At 45.8% G+C, this 17591-nt stretch carries 12 protein-coding genes; 4 read left to right on the forward strand and 8 right to left on the reverse strand.

The genetic code is table 11. The features are described from left to right. Positions 1 to 100 precede the first annotated feature (100 nt). Together NO989_RS02835 and NO989_RS02840 are read left to right on the forward strand one after the other, a co-directional pair. On the forward strand, positions 101 to 1426 hold the full coding sequence (locus tag NO989_RS02835; protein WP_321825201.1) for a GNAT family N-acetyltransferase: 1326 nt from the start codon (positions 101 to 103) through the stop codon (positions 1424 to 1426). Continuing rightward, positions 1416 to 3491, forward strand: coding sequence for a M13 family metallopeptidase (locus tag NO989_RS02840; RefSeq protein ID WP_110287704.1), 2076 nt, complete (start codon positions 1416 to 1418; stop codon positions 3489 to 3491). The genes NO989_RS02835 and NO989_RS02840 overlap by 11 nt, the downstream gene beginning before the upstream one ends. Before the next feature lie 228 nt (positions 3492 to 3719). Here NO989_RS02840 and betI read toward each other — a convergent pair whose 3' ends face one another. From betI to NO989_RS02860, 4 genes are all read right to left on the reverse strand, one after another. Continuing rightward, complete coding sequence (gene betI / locus NO989_RS02845) at positions 3720 to 4295, reverse strand: transcriptional regulator BetI (RefSeq protein ID WP_061485063.1); 576 nt, start codon at positions 4293 to 4295, stop codon at positions 3720 to 3722. A 74-nt stretch (positions 4296 to 4369) separates the two neighbouring features. Further along, positions 4370 to 6793: a TonB-dependent receptor domain-containing protein gene (locus NO989_RS02850; RefSeq protein WP_371342016.1), complete on the reverse strand. Its 2424-nt coding sequence runs from the start codon at positions 6791 to 6793 to the stop codon at positions 4370 to 4372. Positions 6794 to 7046: 253 nt separating this feature from the next. Then, a complete protein-coding gene (locus NO989_RS02855; RefSeq protein WP_014948665.1) occupies positions 7047 to 8684 on the reverse strand; it encodes a SulP family inorganic anion transporter in 1638 nt (545 codons plus the stop codon). 11 nt (positions 8685 to 8695) lie between these two features. Continuing rightward, the gene (locus tag NO989_RS02860; protein WP_014948664.1) at positions 8696 to 9349 is read right to left on the reverse strand and encodes a carbonic anhydrase; all 654 of its coding nucleotides are present in this window, start codon (positions 9347 to 9349) and stop codon (positions 8696 to 8698) included. A gap of 158 nt (positions 9350 to 9507) precedes the next feature. Here NO989_RS02860 and NO989_RS02865 point away from each other — a divergent pair, with 158 nt between their 5' ends. Continuing rightward, on the forward strand, positions 9508 to 10476 hold the full coding sequence (locus NO989_RS02865; RefSeq protein ID WP_014978617.1) for a hydrogen peroxide-inducible genes activator: 969 nt from the start codon (positions 9508 to 9510) through the stop codon (positions 10474 to 10476). A gap of 17 nt (positions 10477 to 10493) precedes the next feature. After that, the gene (locus NO989_RS02870) at positions 10494 to 11381 is read left to right on the forward strand and encodes a LysR family transcriptional regulator (RefSeq protein WP_061485053.1); all 888 of its coding nucleotides are present in this window, start codon (positions 10494 to 10496) and stop codon (positions 11379 to 11381) included. Between the two features lie 135 nt (positions 11382 to 11516). On the opposite strand, the gene NO989_RS02875 is transcribed toward NO989_RS02870, so the two are convergent. From NO989_RS02875 to metH, 4 genes are all read right to left on the reverse strand, one after another. Then, positions 11517 to 13538 (reverse strand): methyl-accepting chemotaxis protein, encoded by a 2022-nt coding sequence (locus NO989_RS02875; protein ID WP_061485052.1) that lies wholly within the window; start codon positions 13536 to 13538, stop codon positions 11517 to 11519. A 488-nt stretch (positions 13539 to 14026) separates the two neighbouring features. After that, positions 14027 to 14311 (reverse strand): pyrimidine/purine nucleoside phosphorylase, encoded by a 285-nt coding sequence (locus NO989_RS02880; RefSeq protein WP_014948660.1) that lies wholly within the window; start codon positions 14309 to 14311, stop codon positions 14027 to 14029. 34 nt (positions 14312 to 14345) lie between these two features. Then, positions 14346 to 14936: a DUF938 domain-containing protein gene (locus NO989_RS02885; RefSeq protein ID WP_061485050.1), complete on the reverse strand. Its 591-nt coding sequence runs from the start codon at positions 14934 to 14936 to the stop codon at positions 14346 to 14348. A 23-nt stretch (positions 14937 to 14959) separates the two neighbouring features. Further along, positions 14960 to 17584, reverse strand: a complete 2625-nt coding sequence (gene metH / locus NO989_RS02890) for a methionine synthase (protein ID WP_371342017.1) — start codon at positions 17582 to 17584, stop codon at positions 14960 to 14962. Between the last annotated feature and the right edge of the window lie 7 nt (positions 17585 to 17591).

Genomic DNA, 17591 nt, shown 5'->3' on the forward strand with positions numbered 1-17591 from the left:
CTGTATTAAACGTAGAAACCGCGTTATTTTAGCGTTAATTACTCGTACATTGCGACTATCTAGCGTTTTACGCACTTAACCTCTACATGATGTAAACTGCATGACAGCATCCAACTATCGCATAACAATAATAGATTCGATTGAACAGATCTCTAAAGAGCGCTGGCAATACCTCGCAAAAGAATCGGGTCCTTTCGTTTCTTATGAATTTTTACATGCGCTAGAACGCAGCGGCTCGTGCAGCAATGAATCTGGGTGGCAGCCTTGCCATATTGCTATAGCGAAAGGTCAGCATGAGGCTGTTAATCTCGTTATTCCCGGCTACCTGAAAACTCACAGCTACGGTGAATACGTGTTTGACCACGCATGGGCTAATGCTTATGCACAGCACGGTCTCGACTATTATCCTAAATGGATATCGGCCATCCCCTTCACGCCTGTAACAGGCTCTAGACTACTTTCTGATGGGCACATTGCGCTTACTCCGTCACTTTTAAGTGAACTGGAAAATACATTGACAGCGCATGTAGAGTCCGTTTTTGGTGAGGCTTTATCTTCTTTTCATTGGCTATTTCCCAATGAAAGCACCTCAGCTCAACTTATTGGTAAAGACGAGCCTGAGGCCTGTGAATTAGCCGATGATTTGCCTAATGACCAATTCAAAGTTCAACCCAGTATTCCCAACCACTACCTGACCCGATACGCGGTTCAGTTTCAGTGGCATAACTACGGTTATGGTGATTTCGACGATTTTCTTAACGCGCTTACTTCCCGCAAAAGAAAAGATATCAAGAAAAGTCGACGTAAACTGAACGAGCAAGGCGTCCGCTTCACCCATCATACCGGCAGTGAGATTAGTCCAGAGACACTGCAGTTTTTCACAAAGTGTTACAAAGTAACCTATTTAAAACGAAGCGGTCACGTGGGATATTTGAACGATGCGTTCTTTGAGCAGCTAGTCGAGAGCATGAGCGATAACATGCTTATAGTTACGGCAATAGAGAATGAGGTAGCAGTAGCCAGCGCCCTCTTTTTCTATGATGAGACAGGACTGTATGGCAGATACTGGGGAGCACTGAAAGAAATAGACGGGCTACATTTTGCCTGCTGTTATTTTGAAGGCATTGAATTCGCCATTGAGAAAAAGCTATCGCTTTTTAATCCCGGCACCCAAGGTGAACATAAAATACTTCGAGGCTTCGAGCCCATTTATTGCCGTTCTCATCACAAATTACAACATCCGTCGTTTCACACTGCTGTAGCAGACTTTTTACAGCGAGAAACGCCACATATCGCAAGCTATTTTAATCAGGCACGGAATGCTTTACCGTTTAACAAGGAATTTGTGCCTACTTTAAAAACAACGAGTGTCACTGCACCTAACGACGACACTTATAATCACAACGAGAAAAACGATGAAATATAAACTTCTTGCCGTAGCGATTACGGCATCTTTGGGACTTGCTGGTTGCGGTCAGCCTGAACAAGCCCAAGAACAAACCAGCAATGTTGAAGCGCCAGAAATGAAGGGCGAAGCGGAACTAGGCTCTTTTGGCGTAGACTTGACCGCTCGTAATGAAGCGGTAAAACCTGGTGATGACTTCTTCATGTACGCGAGCGGTACATGGTACGACAACTACGAGCTGCCCGCTGACAAAACTCGCTACGGCGCGTTTACGGGTCTTGCAGAGCGTAGTGAAGAGCAAGTTAAAAACATCATTGATGGGCTAATGGAAAAGTCTTCTCTAAATGCAGAAGAAAAGCTTGTTCACGACTTTTTCGTTGCTTATATGGATACCGATACTATCAACGAAAAAGGTATTGAGCCAATTAAAGACGTACTCACGTCTATCGATAGCATTGAAAACAAAACTGACCTAACCAAAGCATTTGGTAACAGCTGGTTAGTAGGCTCAACCACGCCAATTGGCGGCGGTATGTGGTACAACCGCCTTGACCCAAATGAATACCAATTAAGTGTTGGTGTTGGTGGTTTAGGCCTTCCTGATCGCGACTACTACCTGAGCGATAGCGAACGTTTTGTTAAAATTCGTGAAGCTTATGTAGCGCACATCGAGCAGATGCTAAATTTTGCAGGCGAAGAAAACGCAGCTGAAAAAGCGGCGAACATTCTTGCCCTTGAAACACAAATTGCAGAAATTCAGTGGCCTCGCGAAAAACGCCGTGACCGCGATCTTACTCTCAACCAGATTGAACGTAGCAAGCTGTCTGACGAGTACCCTGGCTTTGATTGGGATACGTATTTTGCTCAAACCGGTTATAAGGTACCTGAGCTAAATATTACACAGCCTGAGCCAGTAAAAGACGTTATTAAAATTATTAACGAAGCTGATCTCGCTGATTGGAAGTCGTACTTGAAATATCACACTATTTCAAACAATGCGGATTTCCTTTCTGAAGATATCTACCTAGCCAACTTTGACTTCTTTGGTCGTACACTAAGCGGTCAGCAAGAGCCTCGTCCTCGTTGGAAGCGCGCAGTGAGCCAAATGTCTGGTACTGAGTCACTTGGTTTTGCTATCGGCAAGATTTACGTAAACGAATACTTCCCAGAAAGCTCAAAAGAGCAGATGGCGGAGCTGGTTGAGAACTTGCGTACAGCACTAGGTGAGCGTATTGAAAACCTAGACTGGATGAGCGAAGAAACCAAGGTAAATGCCAAAGAAAAGCTAATGGCATTTAACCCTAAAATTGGCTACCCAGACGAATGGCAGTCTTTCGACGGCGTAACCATCAGCGACAAAGACTTAGTAGGCAATGTTCGAAACCTACGCACATTCTTCCAAGACCAATCGGTAGAACGTGAGCTAGAGAAAACGGATCGCAATCGCTGGGGTATGACACCGCAGCGCGTTAACGCCTACTACAATAGCTCGTTCAACGAAATTGTATTCCCAGCGGCTATTTTGCAACCACCATTCTTTGATCCAAACGCCGACGCAGCAGTTAACTACGGTGCAATCGGTGCGGTAATTGGTCACGAAATGGGACATGGTTTTGACGATCAAGGCTCGAAGTCAGATGCAAACGGTATTCAGCGCAATTGGTGGACCGATGCTGACCGCGCAGCGTTTGAAGAAAAAGCGGATATGCTAGCCGAGCAATACAGCCAGTACGAGCCTATCGAAGGTAACTTCGTAAATGGTCGCAACAGCTTGGGTGAAAACATTGGTGACGTGGGTGGTCTAGCCATGGCTTACCACGCCTACAAACTTAGCCTTAACGGCAAAGAAGCGCCGGTAATTGACGGCCTAACAGGCGATCAGCGTTTCTTCCTTGCATGGGCACAAGTGTGGAAAGAAAAACGCACTGAAGAAAGCATGCTGAATCAACTTCGCGCAGGTACACACGCGCCAGGTCGTTATCGTGCACAAGCTCCAAGAAACCATGATGCATGGTATGAAGCGTTTGACGTGAAACCAGGTGATGCACTTTATCTTGCGCCAGAAGAGCGCGTGAGAATTTGGTAACTCATTGAGTTAAGCACGTAGTGAGCACATGCTAGCTTCTCGCGCCGGATAGCGATTTGTATCTGGCGCCAGCTAATACCAGTCCGCATAGCTCATTTAGAAAGTGTAGATAATTAAAAAAGGCGGTTCGACTTATCTCGAACCGCCCTTTTTATTTTTCTAATCAGTATTCGCTCGGTGGTACTTATACGCCAGCCGCGAGTACTTGTTTAACTTCCGTTTGCTTATTTATCTTCCGTATTGGGCAACTAAATCGCGAACGTATTGCTTACAACGGGCTACAGCTTCTGAAAAATCACCGTTACCCACACTGCCCATGGAATAACGAAGCCAATACCCATCAATTAATGCAGCGGTAGACGCAGCGGCGTTTTTGACCTGCTCAGGTTTAAGTAGCTTGCGGTAACTAAACGCTAAATTACGCTCTAAGCGTTTGTGGTTAATACACTGCAAACGATGCAAGCCTTTGTTGTGTAGTGACAACGCCCAGAAGTTAAACCAGGTATTGGTGGCGGAACTCGCCCCTTGCGTTTGTGAAAAGTTATTTTCAATAATGAAATCAATCCGCTCTAGGGGATCGTCAATACGCTGCGTGATTTTTAGCGCATCGAGAAGGTGGCGCATCGTTGCTTCAATTAAACCTTGCTTGTCACCAAAATAGTGACTGATTATCCCTGAAGAAAGCCCAGCTCTTTTGCTAATTAAGCTAATCGTTGTACCGTGATAGCCAACTTCTGCCATCACTTCTAGCGTTGCTTCTATTAATTGCTTCTTGCGAACTGGCTCCATTCCCACCTTGGGCATGCTACAACTCCAAACCTTAAATCTAAAAAAATAACCTGCGACAGCACAATGCCGCCGCAGGCATGATATCACGATTAAAAGGTTAAGCGTGCGTTGACTGCAACAGCGCGAGGTGCGCCAATCCAAAATGCGCCTGGTGCAATGGTAGACGCATAGTCTTCATCAAACAGGTTGTTTACTGTTAAACGCACTTCTAGCTCTTCAGCACCTGAACCAATGTTTTCGATAAAGCCGCCAATATAGAAGTCGCTAACGATATAGTCATCAACTTGTGCTGCATTATCAATATCCAGGTAGCGGCTATCAACGTACTTGGTAGACAGGCCTGCAAAGTAGTTATCGCGTGCCCAATCAAGGCTAATTACCGCCATAGTGTCAGGCGTACCGATAACCGTATTACCTTCAATAGCGACCAGTGACACTTCTGGGTTTTCAGGATCAGCGATGGCTGCCAGCGCATCGTCAAGTGTATCGTATTGCGTACCTGAACTACCTACCGTCGCAACATATTCTGACTCGCTTAAGGTAATAGAAGTGAACAACGAGAACTCTTCGGTTAGCATAATGTCTGCTGAAATTTCAAAACCGCTAGACTCAATACCGCCCACGTTTTTGTATCCACCCGCGGCTGCTTCAAGAAAGTCTATACCCTCTGAGGTTTCGTTACTGGTAAATTGAATACGGTCGTTAAACTCAATATTGTAGTAGGTCACGCTGGCATTGAAACCAGGTGAAGAGTAGCGGAAACCTACGTCAATGTTGTCAGCGGTTTCTGGCTTTATAAAGCGAAGGTCAGTATCGTTGCGCTCTAGTTGTGCATCTTTGATTGCCGCAAAGTTCTCACCGTAACCTGCGAAAACTTCCACTCCTTCAATGGGTAAAGGTGCAACGATACCGGCTGAGAATAAGGTATCTGAGTCAGTATTCACCGCTAAGTTGTTGGCTGAATCAAAATTGTCCGTTTTCTCGATATCTACGTTAAACTTCTTGGCACCAGCGCGAATGCGGGCAAAGCCTAAATCAAGCTCATCTTCCACATAGTACATCAAGGTATCAACTGGGAAGGTTCTGTCGTACTGCACCCAATAAGGCACGTTGTCATAATCGACACTAATAGACGAGTTGGTAATTTTATGCCAATCGCGAGACTCGCCACGCTCATAGTCTTCCCACCAAATACCAAAGCGTACGGTATTATCAAAATCACCAATTTTGGTGTACCACACAGCATCAGTATTAATGCCAAAACGCTCTTTATCATAATGGGTGTGACGATATGAGCCCACAGGAATAGCGCCTTGCGCATGACAGCCTGGGTCATATTCTGCACCTGCACCACCATAAGGGAAGGTCAGTGAGCTTTGACAACCATCAATAGGACTTAGCTGGTTGCCTTGTCTATCAACAAAGTAGATTTGTCCCAGCTCTTCTCCACCGAATACCGTATTTCCAACAATAAGCTCTGAGTGCCCTTCTGCTCCGTCATCAGTGATATCGACAATATAGGGTGGAACCCATTCGCCGCGTCCTTCATTGTCGTGATAATACACGTTAGTCATAAAATCGACCTGGCCAATAGTAAAGTCAGCCTGTAAATAAGCGAAAAGGTTTTCGCGTAGGGTAGACCAACCTCGACGATACGCCTGATCTTGATAAGGCACGCCTGTCCACTCGTCAGTTAACTGGTCCCAATCTGGATTTTGCTCATATTGCGCCAGCCCGTAAATGCGCTGGTAGTTATCTTCGTGGATATCGTCGTAAGACAGGTAACCTGTAAGAGACACGTCGTTAACGGTAGAGATAAACTTCATGGCGAAATGATCACGGGTGTTCTCTGCTGCCTGCTGCATAAAGTCAGAACTTTCTTGACTTGAAAGGCTTATCCACGCGTAAGTATCTTTAAAGATTTCGCCTGTTTCGTAGCGTACATAGTATTTTGACGCATCAAATGAACCCGCAGTTACACTGGTTATTAAGCCCTGCTCCGCAGACGGGTTAATGGTGGTGAAATTCAGTGTGCCGCCCAAGGCTTCGTGTGAACGGGAAGCGATATCCGCCGTACCCTGAGAAACTTCAACGCCTTTTACGTTTTCGGTATCGATATAGCGATTCGCTTTCGCGCCACCACCGTAATTCGAGTTACCGTTGGCGATGCCATCTACCGTCATTCCAATTTGCTGCTCGTTTAGGTTTACTTGAAAGCCACGAATAACAATAGACGTTGACCAGTCATCAGCCCCAAAGGTATCACCTTCGTTAATAAGCACACCCGGCAGGTTATCAACCGCGGCTAACACACTGCTAAGATTAGCCTGTTGTTTAAACATATCGTCGCTCGTTGCGTTATTCGCGTAAGAAACGCTTCGCCCAACAACGGTAATTTCTTCTATGCGCTCTTCGTCAGCACGCTCTGCTTCCTCTGCCCACGCCACTGTAGGTGTAGTCATAGACGAAAGTGCTGCAAGTACAGCTAACGAGAGTTTATTGTGTGTTTTCATGTGTTTCCCAAAGTAGTTGTGTAATGTTTACTCACTACTCTAGGGAGGAATTGTTACAGTAGCGTTAAGTTTAATTGAACAATCAATTAATAAAACATTTTCCATGTTTGTTTACTCAATGACATCCAAGTAAACACGCACCAGCTGTAAACGGACCCAGAAATTTAGCAAAGAAATCTTTGCCTAACAGACACAAAAAAGCCCTCACTAAGGAGGGCCAAAAGGGAAAGGTTTATCTTACCTTGATATTACTTTACGACTGCGTTGCGGCTTGAAAACGGGTGTTTTTGCTTTCAGTCCCGGCTACTTGCTTTTCTGCGTAAAGCAAGGCGTCGTGTAGCGTGTCAAAGTTGGGGATACCTGGGTGCGCTTCGTTTACGCCCTCAAGCACCTTATTGACTTCTGCATTAGCACCACAAATAACCAGCTGACGACCTGCCGCTAGTGCATCTGAGGTAACTGTATCAACTGCCATCGCAGCAGAAACATCCATAAGTGGAACGCGCGAGAAATCTAAAATGGTGACTTTAGAACCCGGCTTCACACGCTCACGAACGTGGTGGCCCAAATCGGCAGCCGCACCAAAGCTTAGTGGTCCGCCAAAACTAAAGATTGATACTTTGTCTTTAAGAGATTCCAATAGCTCATTTTCTTTAGGGTCGTTTAACGACTCAGGGATTTTCTTAAGCTCTTCAATTTGCAGCTGTGCGATTTGCTTAACGTAAGCTAATGCTGCGAATACCACGCCAACACCAACTGCTGTGATCAGATCTACAAATACCGTTAGCGCAAGCACCATAATCATTAGGCCGAAGTCCCAACGTGGGCCTTTGTGAGCGCGCTTCAAGTAACTCCAGTCGATAATATCTAAGCCAACTTTAACCAAGATACCAGCAAGAACTGCGTGAGGAATTTGCGCTGCTAGCGGGCTAAGACCTAACACAATTGCTAGAAGAACTAGTGCGTGTACCATACCTGAAATGTTGTACTTACCACCGCTACGGATATTCACAACAGTACGCATCGTTGCGCCTGCACCTGCGATACCGCCGATAAGACCAGCAAATGTATTACCAATACCTTGGCCGATTAGCTCTTTGTTACTATCGTGACGAGTACGCGTCATGTTATCAGCAACAAGAGATGTAAGTAGACTATCGATGGCTCCCAGCACAGCTAGAATAAACGCGGCTTCAAGAATAAGCAGTGCTTTGCTTTGGTCAAATACTGGAAGGTGAAGGCTAGGTAAACCCGTCGGGATATCACCAAGAATTGGCACAGACAACGCTAAACTTACAAGCGTGCCAATGATAAGTGCAGCCAGTGCGCCAGGCACATACTTGCCTAATTGCGGTGGCCATTTGTAGGCAATAACCAAGGTACCAAGGCCTAACGCTAAGGTTGCAAAATCAATATCGGCAAGCGCGGTTGGCAAGTATGTCAATGCGCCGATTGTTCCGCCTGGCGGCTCATGGCCCAGTAAGCGGCCGATTTGAAGAATGATGATGATTGCACCGATGCCCGACATAAAGCCCGATATTACCGGGTAAGGCACCAAGCGAATGTATTGACCAACGCCAAGGACACCAAAAACAATCTGGAATATACCGGCCAATATCACAGCTGTGAATATAAGGCTGGCGTCGCCTGACAGACTTGCGAACAAGCCTGCAAGAACAACAACCATAGGCCCCGTTGGACCAGAAATCTGTGCTGGTGTACCACCGAAAAGTGCGGCAAAGAAGCCAACCGCAATAGCACCGTACAGACCCGCCATTGGGCCTAAGCCTGACGCTACACCTAGTGCAAGCGCCAGTGGTAAGGCTACAATACCGGCTGTTAAACCGCCGGTAAAATCGCCTCGTAGGTTTGAAAGGTTAATTTTTACCATAGTTATAGACCTTATTCACCGCGAGCAAGTTGTGCTTCGGCAGTAGACTCGTCCATTACATCAAATTCACCAGACTCAGTGTTGTAGTAAAGCACTTCACCTGAACCAATGTTATAAACCCATCCGTGAAGTTTAACCTGACCTGTTGCAATTTTTGCAGCAACAGCAGGGTGAGTGCGAAGGTGCTGAATTTGCTGAACAACGTTCTCTTTCGTTACCGCTTCTAGATCGTCAATAGAAAGGTCTGAATGGCCACAGCGCTCTTTAACAACTTCAGTTGCAACACGGCAATGACCTAGCCACTCTTTTACATGCGGAAGCGCACTTAAGCCTTCAGGGTTGATGGCGCCTTTCATCGCACCACAGTCAGTATGGCCACAAATAACAATGTGAGAAACGCCCAGTGCAGCAACTGCAAACTCAATAGACGCTGTCATGCCACCAGTTTGATTGCTGTGAGGAGGTACGATGTTGCCCGCATTACGGCAGATAAATAGCTCACCCGGATCAGTTTGTGTTACTAAGTTCGGGTCGATACGTGAATCAGAGCACGTAATGAAAAGCACTTCAGGGTTCTGCCCAGTAGCTAGTTTTTGAAACGTAGCTTTTTTGTTTGGGTAAACTTCTTTCTGGAATTTGGCAACACCTGAGATAACGTGATCCATATATAACTCCCAATTTTTTAATAATTGTAATGATTATGTAATTACGCCAGTTTCACCTGATAGATTAATAGTTTAATATACTAACTCGCGATAGCTAAATACTATCACTGCTTACGTAACACTACCCATAAGCATAGTAAGAGAGAGCCATTTTCACCATGCAGTTCAACGGAAAGACCCCGTCAATTAACCAAATCCGCTATTTTGTTGCAGTGGCTAAATACCTAAGCTTCAGGCAAGCAGCGGGAATACTGGGAATTAGTCAGCCTACTCTGACCAGTCAGATCAGTGCGCTAGAAAACCTCTTAGGGCTAACGCTTTTTGAACGATCACGCACGGGAACGCTATTATCTCCCCAAGGTAAAGCCTTGCTTGATGCAGCGGAAGAGGTGCTGCAGGCCTCTCAACGGTTCAGCGAAATTGCACGAGACTTGTCCGAGGGGGAAGTTGTAACCTACCGGTTAGGGATACCGCCAACACTAGGGCCTTATTTACTTCCCTTTGTGCTACCAGATCTGCACAAACGGAAGCCCGGCTTGCGCTTCTATGTTCGAGAAGGCGCCCCTAACGCATTGCAACACGGTCTACTGCGTGGTGAATATGACCTAATTCTTTCCCCACTTTCGGGCGAAAACTCTCAATTGATCACGCAACCACTCTTCAAAGAGCCTTTAAAATTCGTCACGCCTTCTGATCACAAATTGTCAGGAAAAGCCTATGTTAAGCCAGAAGAAATAAGCGGCGAGAAAGTGTTAACACTCGAAGACCGACATCACTTTCATCATCAAGTGCAGCGCATTTGCGATGAGATTGGGGCAGATTTACAGCGTGATTATGAGGGCACCAGCCTCGATACTTTGCGTCAAATGGTGGTAATGGGCATGGGTGTAGCCTTCCTACCCGGGCTTTATATTCATTCTGAGTTGCACAAGCCTGAAGCATTACACGTGTGTGAGATTGCCGATATGCCTATTGAGCGTCAGCACTCATTAGCGTGGAGAAACACTGCGCCTGGACGAAAGACCTTTAGAGAAATATCAATTATCATAAAAGAGATAATTGAAACTCGCCTGTCGGACGCCGTGACTATAGTCAGTGCTGCTCCAAGCCCTCTTCCAAAACGTTAAACTGGTTGTAATTTATTATGATTGATAGACAACATTTACGAATAGTAAGAGCGATAGATGCTGAAGGCACGATGACAGAAGCGGCAAAATCGCTTTTTCTAACCCAGTCAGCGTTAAGCCACGCAATGAAAAAGTTGGAAGCCCATTTTGACGTACCGCTTTGGAAAAAAGACGGCAGAAGACTCACGCTGACTCAGGCGGGTCAGAGTGTATTGGGCTTAGCTCACCGAGTTTTACCCCAGTTTGAGCATACTGAAGCCCAATTACGCAGATTCGCCGATGGTAAACAGGGCATATTACGCATTGGGATGGAGTGCTACCCGTGTTTTGAATGGTTGCTCAAGGTAGTGGCGCCTTTTTTGAAAGCCTTTCCAGATGTTGATGTCGATGTACGCCGAGCGTTCTCTTTTGGCGGTTTACAAGCGCTTCACGGGTACGATATTGATATATTGCTCACGCCAGACCCTCTTTCACTTGAAACCATTACCTACACGCCAGTGTTCGAATATGAACAAGTGTTGGTAATGGATAAGCACCACCCTTTGGCAGAGAAACCATTTGTTACACCGAAAGACTTAAGCAATGAGACGCTTATCACCTACCCCGTAGAACTCAGTCGACTGGACGTATTCACGCATTTTCTTACTCCTGCCAATTGCACAGTGAGGCAACATAAAACGATTGAAACCACAGAGATCATCTTACAAATGGTAGCAGCGGGACGTGGTGTTACTGCGCTACCTAAATGGTTAATTGATGAATCAAAAGAAAGCGATCTCCTGACTTGTCGGTCGCTTGGTGAACAAGGCGTATCAAAAACGCTGTACTTGGGTCATAGAAAAGCGCAGGACGTATTGGGGTTTGTAGATGATTTCATTGCCCTTTCGCAAATGCACAAGCCATAGGTTTTCCAAACTTTATTTCGGAAACTTATGTCAAACTAAGGAATAAAAAAACTCGCTTGCCAACAATGTTGGCAAGCGAAAACGCTCTAATTAAAGACTATTGCGCATTATGCGCGGTTAACGGTATGAATGGCGCTAAATTTTAAACTGCCCCACCAATTCTTTTAAGTCACCAGAAACGGCACTTAACTGCGTAGCTTCCACAGCTAACTCTTCTGCATGCTGACTAGTTTTATCACTTAAACCAGTGATAGCTACGAGCGACTTATTAATATCTTGCGCCACCTCCGTTTGCTGCTCGGTCGCAAGTGCTATGTGAGTACTTTGCTCGTGAACCAAACCTATAGACTGGGTAATGTCTTTAAGCGTTTCGACCACTTTCTCTGTTTTATCGACACCAGATTGAGAACGGGATTGTCCTTCCTGCATAACACTGTTGGTCTGCTCAGACATCGCCTGCAATCGCTCTACCATTTTTCGTATATCAGTCGTCGATTCTTGTGTACGACTTGCTAATGAGCGAACTTCATCTGCAACAACGGCAAAGCCGCGCCCCTGTTCACCGGCTCTCGCCGCTTCAATGGCTGCGTTTAATGCCAGTAAATTAGTTTGTTCAGCTATGCTGTTAATTACATCGACTACAGCACCGATGCTATCTGACTCTTTGCTCAATCCGCCCACAACTTCAACACCCTGACTGATGGCGTCAGCCAGCGCGCGAATTTCCCTCATGGCATCTTGCACTTGCTCACTGCCGGCTTGTACCAATTCATCTGCTTTAGTCGCAGCGTCACTGGACTGTGCCGCATTTTTTGAAATTTCAACGACGGTAGCAGCCATCTGCGTGACTGCCGTAGACACATTGTCCACCTGACTACGCTCTTGGTTAATTTCCTTGCTAGTGGCGTGACTCACATCTCGAAGGTGATCCGCTGCATCAGAAACAGCCTTAGTGTTAGCGGCAGTATCTTTTAGCAATGATCTTAGTTTATCGGTGAAGGTATTAAACTCTATAGCAAGCGCACCGATTTCGTCGTTACTCTTAACTTCCAGACGCTTGGTTAAGTCGCCGTCGCCATGCGCTATTTCCGCCATAGCGTTGCGCATTTCGACCAAAGGCTGAGTGACTTTAGCACTCGCAAAATAAGTAATAAGCGCTATTAATCCAATAATCACAAAGGCGACGATAATTGCCGTAGTAATTGCATTATTTATAGGGCTATCAATGATGCTTGCAGGGATAAGAATGCCCAGCGACCAATTCATTTGTGGGTTAGTTAACTGAGCGTGCTCAAAAACCGCAACATAGTCTTCCCCCTTCCAGGTTACGTGCACAATACCAGATTCATTAGCCGCTATATTACTTGCCAACTTGCCAAACCCTTCAGTGCTATCAAACACGCTGTCAAAGTTGCGAATAGAGGAGCTTAGTGGCAACGCTTTGCTCTGTTTTGGAAAGTAAACAATGTTTTGGTTTTCATCGAGTAAAAACGCCGTGCCTTGTTCTTCATAACGAATGGCATCTATGACCTTACCCACCGTGCTAATAAGAATATCGACACCGCCAACGCCTAGTAACGCTCCATTTTTGTATATCGGGGTTTGTACTACTGCAGATACGCTTCCATCTTGGGAATCGACAGCAGGAGGCGTTACATATAGCTTTCCTTTTTCAACGGCAGTAGTAAACCACGGACGCTTAGTTGCAAAGTAACCGGCGTTAGGATTACCAGCATCAGGACCCGAAGTGTCTACGCCGACTCGGCCCTCTTCATAGAAGTATTCACCCGTCTTAGCTGAACCAAAGAACGCCGATTTAATAATGGGATCTTGGCTGCTGATGCCCTCAAATGTGGCATAGATATCTTTGGATTGAGCCAGTTGGCTTTCGGGCGCCCCTCGCGTGTTATGGCGCGTAAAAAAATCTTGTAGAAAAGGACTACTTAGGAACGCTCTAGCAACGCCGCCATAGGTTGCGAAGAAGCCTTCAACGTCATTAGCCTCACGTGCAACTAAGGATTTAAGCTCTTTTTCTACGCGACTGCGGGTGTTATCTGCAACGGTATTGACTAAGAAAAACGCCGTAATGAGTAACATCAAAGCTATGCTACCGCCAACGATAAGCATGAACTTTTTTTGGAGTGATATGGATTTCATTTGTACTTCTCACTGTTTACTAAACGCCACAACGTGTGAAAAGTGTATTCCAGCACTAGGGGCTGTTGACCTTTGTTGTACATTTTTGCAGCGGTCTTTGTGCCATCTAGACAAGGCGGATGTTTGACGGTTTAGTGGTTCTAAGTCGAAAACATTCAACGCAGTATAGATGGCACAAAGGCGCTGCCCGAAGGGGTCGTTATAGAAGCCTTTTGCTCTTTGTCACAGCCCTTTAACTTAGCCCACTAGGCTTGCAGGACTATTTCGCGATTAAAAGGCTTCCATTTAGACCAATATTCGTACATTAAAGGTCAACAGGCCCTGATAATTCGCACACATTTCAGGTTTAGTTTTATTAGTATAAAAGCGCAAGTGAGCCGAGCTCGCTGGCACTTCTAATACTTTGAGATATACAGAGAAATTTTACAACCTCTGAAAGTCAATTCTACGAAAGTTTAAATACAGAGTGAATTAAACGCTTTTAAGAATTAGCTGTAAAAGCAAAGATAAGCGGTAGGCGTAGACACTTTTACGTCAAAAGAAGCATCGGCGGGTACATTAAAGCTGGTGCCTGTAGCAAAAGATTGCCATTCGTCACTTCCCGGAAGCTTCACAACTAGCTCACCTTCAACCACTTTCATTAGCTCTTTTTGTGATGTAGAAAATGTATATTCACCCGGCGACATCACGCCCGAGGTGCAGGGGCCGTTTGCAGATTCAAACCCAATCGAGCTCACTTTATTGTCGAAATAATGGTTTACTTTAAAGCTCATAGCTACTCCTTTCATTGATGCAAGAGATGCTTTTCTAGCGTTTTTGCCAAATAAGCATATGGTTATTGGCGGGCATGTCGATTATTTCTTGCAAGCTTAACTCGCCTGCCCAAGCAGTAAGCTCATTGATATCGCGGTAGCCACCATAACCACGCGCTAAAAGCGAAGTATGGAAGGCTTGGTTACTTTCAGAAGTAAACTTACCACTATGTGTAAAAGGGCCATACTGACAGAATACGCCCCCTTTGGGTAAGTGCAACGCTACTGATTCCATGAGTAGCTTCGCCTCTTCTTTTTGCATGATATGCGCGGTGTTTGCCGTAAAAATGCCGTCTATGTCGAGGTTGGGAAAGTCATCTTGCCCAACGGTGAATGCAATGGGAGGTTTCACATTCCCCGTATTTGAATCACTCAGCCACGCGGCAATGCCTTCGTGATAGTGTGGTTGGTCGCTTGTGTGCCAAATAAGATGGGGCAAATGCTCAGCCAAAAATACGGCGTGCTGACCTGTTCCACTCCCTATCTCTAATACCTGTCGGCAATTGGCAAATTTACGTTCAAGCACGCTCAAAATGGCGCGCTTGTTGTTCTCACAAGCCTGACTAAAAGGCTTTTCGATTTGCATACACGTTACCTGCCTTACCAGCATTAATCACTTAAGTTTGGACCCAACCACTTTTCAGCCTCTTCTAAGGTCCAGCCTTTACGTGTGGCGTAATCTTCTACTTGGTCGGCTTGAATTTTGGCGACAGCAAAGTATTTGGCATCAGGGTGAGCAAAATACCAACCCGATACTGACGCCCCCGGCCACATGGCGTAACTTTCCGTAAGCTTCATACCTGTATGCTGCTCTGCTGACAACAAATCCCAAATAAGCTGCTTTTCAGTATGCTCGGGACACGCGGCGTAGCCTGGTGCCGGTCGAATGCCTTGGTATTTTTCGCGAATAAGTTCTTCGTTACTTAGTGATTCGTCAGCGGCGTAACCCCAGTAATGCTTACGCACTTGCTCGTGCAGATATTCCGCAAACGCTTCGGCAAGCCTGTCTGCCACCGCTTTAACCATAATGCCGTTGTAGTCATCGCCAGTCTGAATATAGCTATCAGCAAGCTCGTCTTCACCTATACCGCCGGTGACGGCAAAAGCGCCCACATAATCATTTATGCCACTCGACTTTTCAGCTACAAAGTCTGCTAAACAATAATTAGCGAATTTGTCTTTTAGGGTTTGCTGACGCAAGTGATGGGCAACACCTTGAATCTGGTTTCTCGACTCATCGGTATAAATTTCAACATCGTCATTAACGCGGTTGGCAGGAAACAAGCCGATAACGCCTTTCGCCTGAAGGCTGTTCTCTTCGATAATTTTATCCAGCATGGCGTTGGCGTCGTTAAATAGTGACTTTGCCTGCTCTCCCACCACCTCATCTTCAAGTATACGTGGGTACTTGCCTGCCAAAGACCAGGTTAAGAAAAATGGCGTCCAATCAATGTAGTTGCGCAGCGTAGCCAAATCGGCGGTTACCGGTGTTACACCTAGGTTCGCAGGTTTTACTGGTAAAGTCGTAAAATCTGGCTTAAAAGCGTTTTCTCTGGCCTGTTCTAACGTCACCGGCTTGCTGCGCGGCTTTTTACGGGCGTGCTGTTCACGTACCGTATCGTATTCTTTTGCCAATTCCTGCGCGTAAATATCGCGGGACGTTTTGTTTAGAAGGCGCTGACATACGCCTACTGCTCTACTAGCATTTGGAACATAGGCTACAGGCGCATGGTAGTTTTGTTCAATTTTTACCGCAGTGTGCGCTTTAGACGTAGTCGCACCGCCAATAAGCAGCGGGATATCAAAGCCCTGACGCTCCATTTCTTTGGCAACGTGAACCATTTCATCTAGTGAAGGTGTAATAAGGCCCGACAGGCCTATCATATCAACGTTTTCATCTTTAGCGGTTTGTAAAATTGTCGCCGCTGGCACCATTACGCCAAGATCAATCACTTCAAAGTTATTACACTGAAGTACCACGCCAACAATATTTTTACCGATATCGTGAACGTCGCCCTTTACCGTCGCTAATAGAATTTTGCCGTTACTTTTCGCATCGTCTGACTTTTCTTCTTCAATGTATGGCTGTAAATGGGCTACCGCTTTTTTCATTACACGTGCCGACTTTACTACCTGAGGAAGGAACATTTTACCTTCGCCGAACAAATCTCCCACCACGTTCATGCCGTCCATTAACGGCCCTTCAATAACGTGTAATGGACGCTCAGCTTGCTGACGTGCTTCTTCGGTGTCATCAATGATGTAGTCGGTGATCCCTTTAACTAGGGCGTGCTCTAAGCGCTTATTAACCTCTTGCTCGCGCCAGGATAAATCTTCTTTTGCGACAGCCTTTCCATCGCCTTGATAGTTCGGTGCAATATCGAGCAAGCGTTCAGTGGCATCACTTCTGCGGTTTAAAATTACGTCTTCAACCGCATCTCGAAGTTCAGCCGGTATTTCGTCATATACCTCTAGCTGACCTGCATTCACAATAGCCATATCCATACCCGCTCGAATAGCGTGATATAGGAATACCGAGTGCATAGCTTCACGTACCGGGTTGTTACCTCTGAACGAGAACGAAATATTAGAAAGACCGCCTGAAATATGAGAGTACGGGCAGGTTTTACGTATCTCACGGGTAGCTTCAATAAAATCAACCGCGTAGTTATCGTGCTCTTCAATACCCGTCGCTACTGCGAAAATGTTAGGGTCAAAAATAATATCTTCAGGTGGAAAGCCGACTTCTTCTGTCAGCAGCTTGTAGCTACGCTGACAAATTTCTACTTTTCGAGCTTGTGTATCGGCCTGGCCGGTCTCGTCAAAGGCCATAACTACGGTTGCTGCACCATAACGCTTTATTAGCTTGGCTTGGTTTAAGAAGAGCGCTTCCCCTTCTTTTAAGCTAATAGAGTTAACAATCGCTTTGCCCTGTACACACTTAAGTCCTGCTTCGATAACATCCCATTTAGACGAATCGATCATAATAGGTACGCGGCTAATATCAGGCTCAGAGGCGATTAGGTTCAAAAAGGTGATCATGGCCTGCTTAGAATCAAGCATGGCCTCATCCATATTGATATCGATGATCTGCGCGCCGTTCTCTACTTGTTGCCTTGCGACATCAAGTGCAGTTTCATAATCACCTTCAAGAATAAGTCGTTTAAAACGAGCGGAGCCTGTTACATTGGTACGCTCACCGATATTAATAAATGTAGAAAATTCTGCGCTCATAATGCCC

Origin of the sequence: Alteromonas sp. DY56-G5 (genome assembly GCF_041414725.1) — a bacterium.
GTDB lineage: Bacteria > Pseudomonadota > Gammaproteobacteria > Enterobacterales > Alteromonadaceae > Alteromonas > Alteromonas macleodii.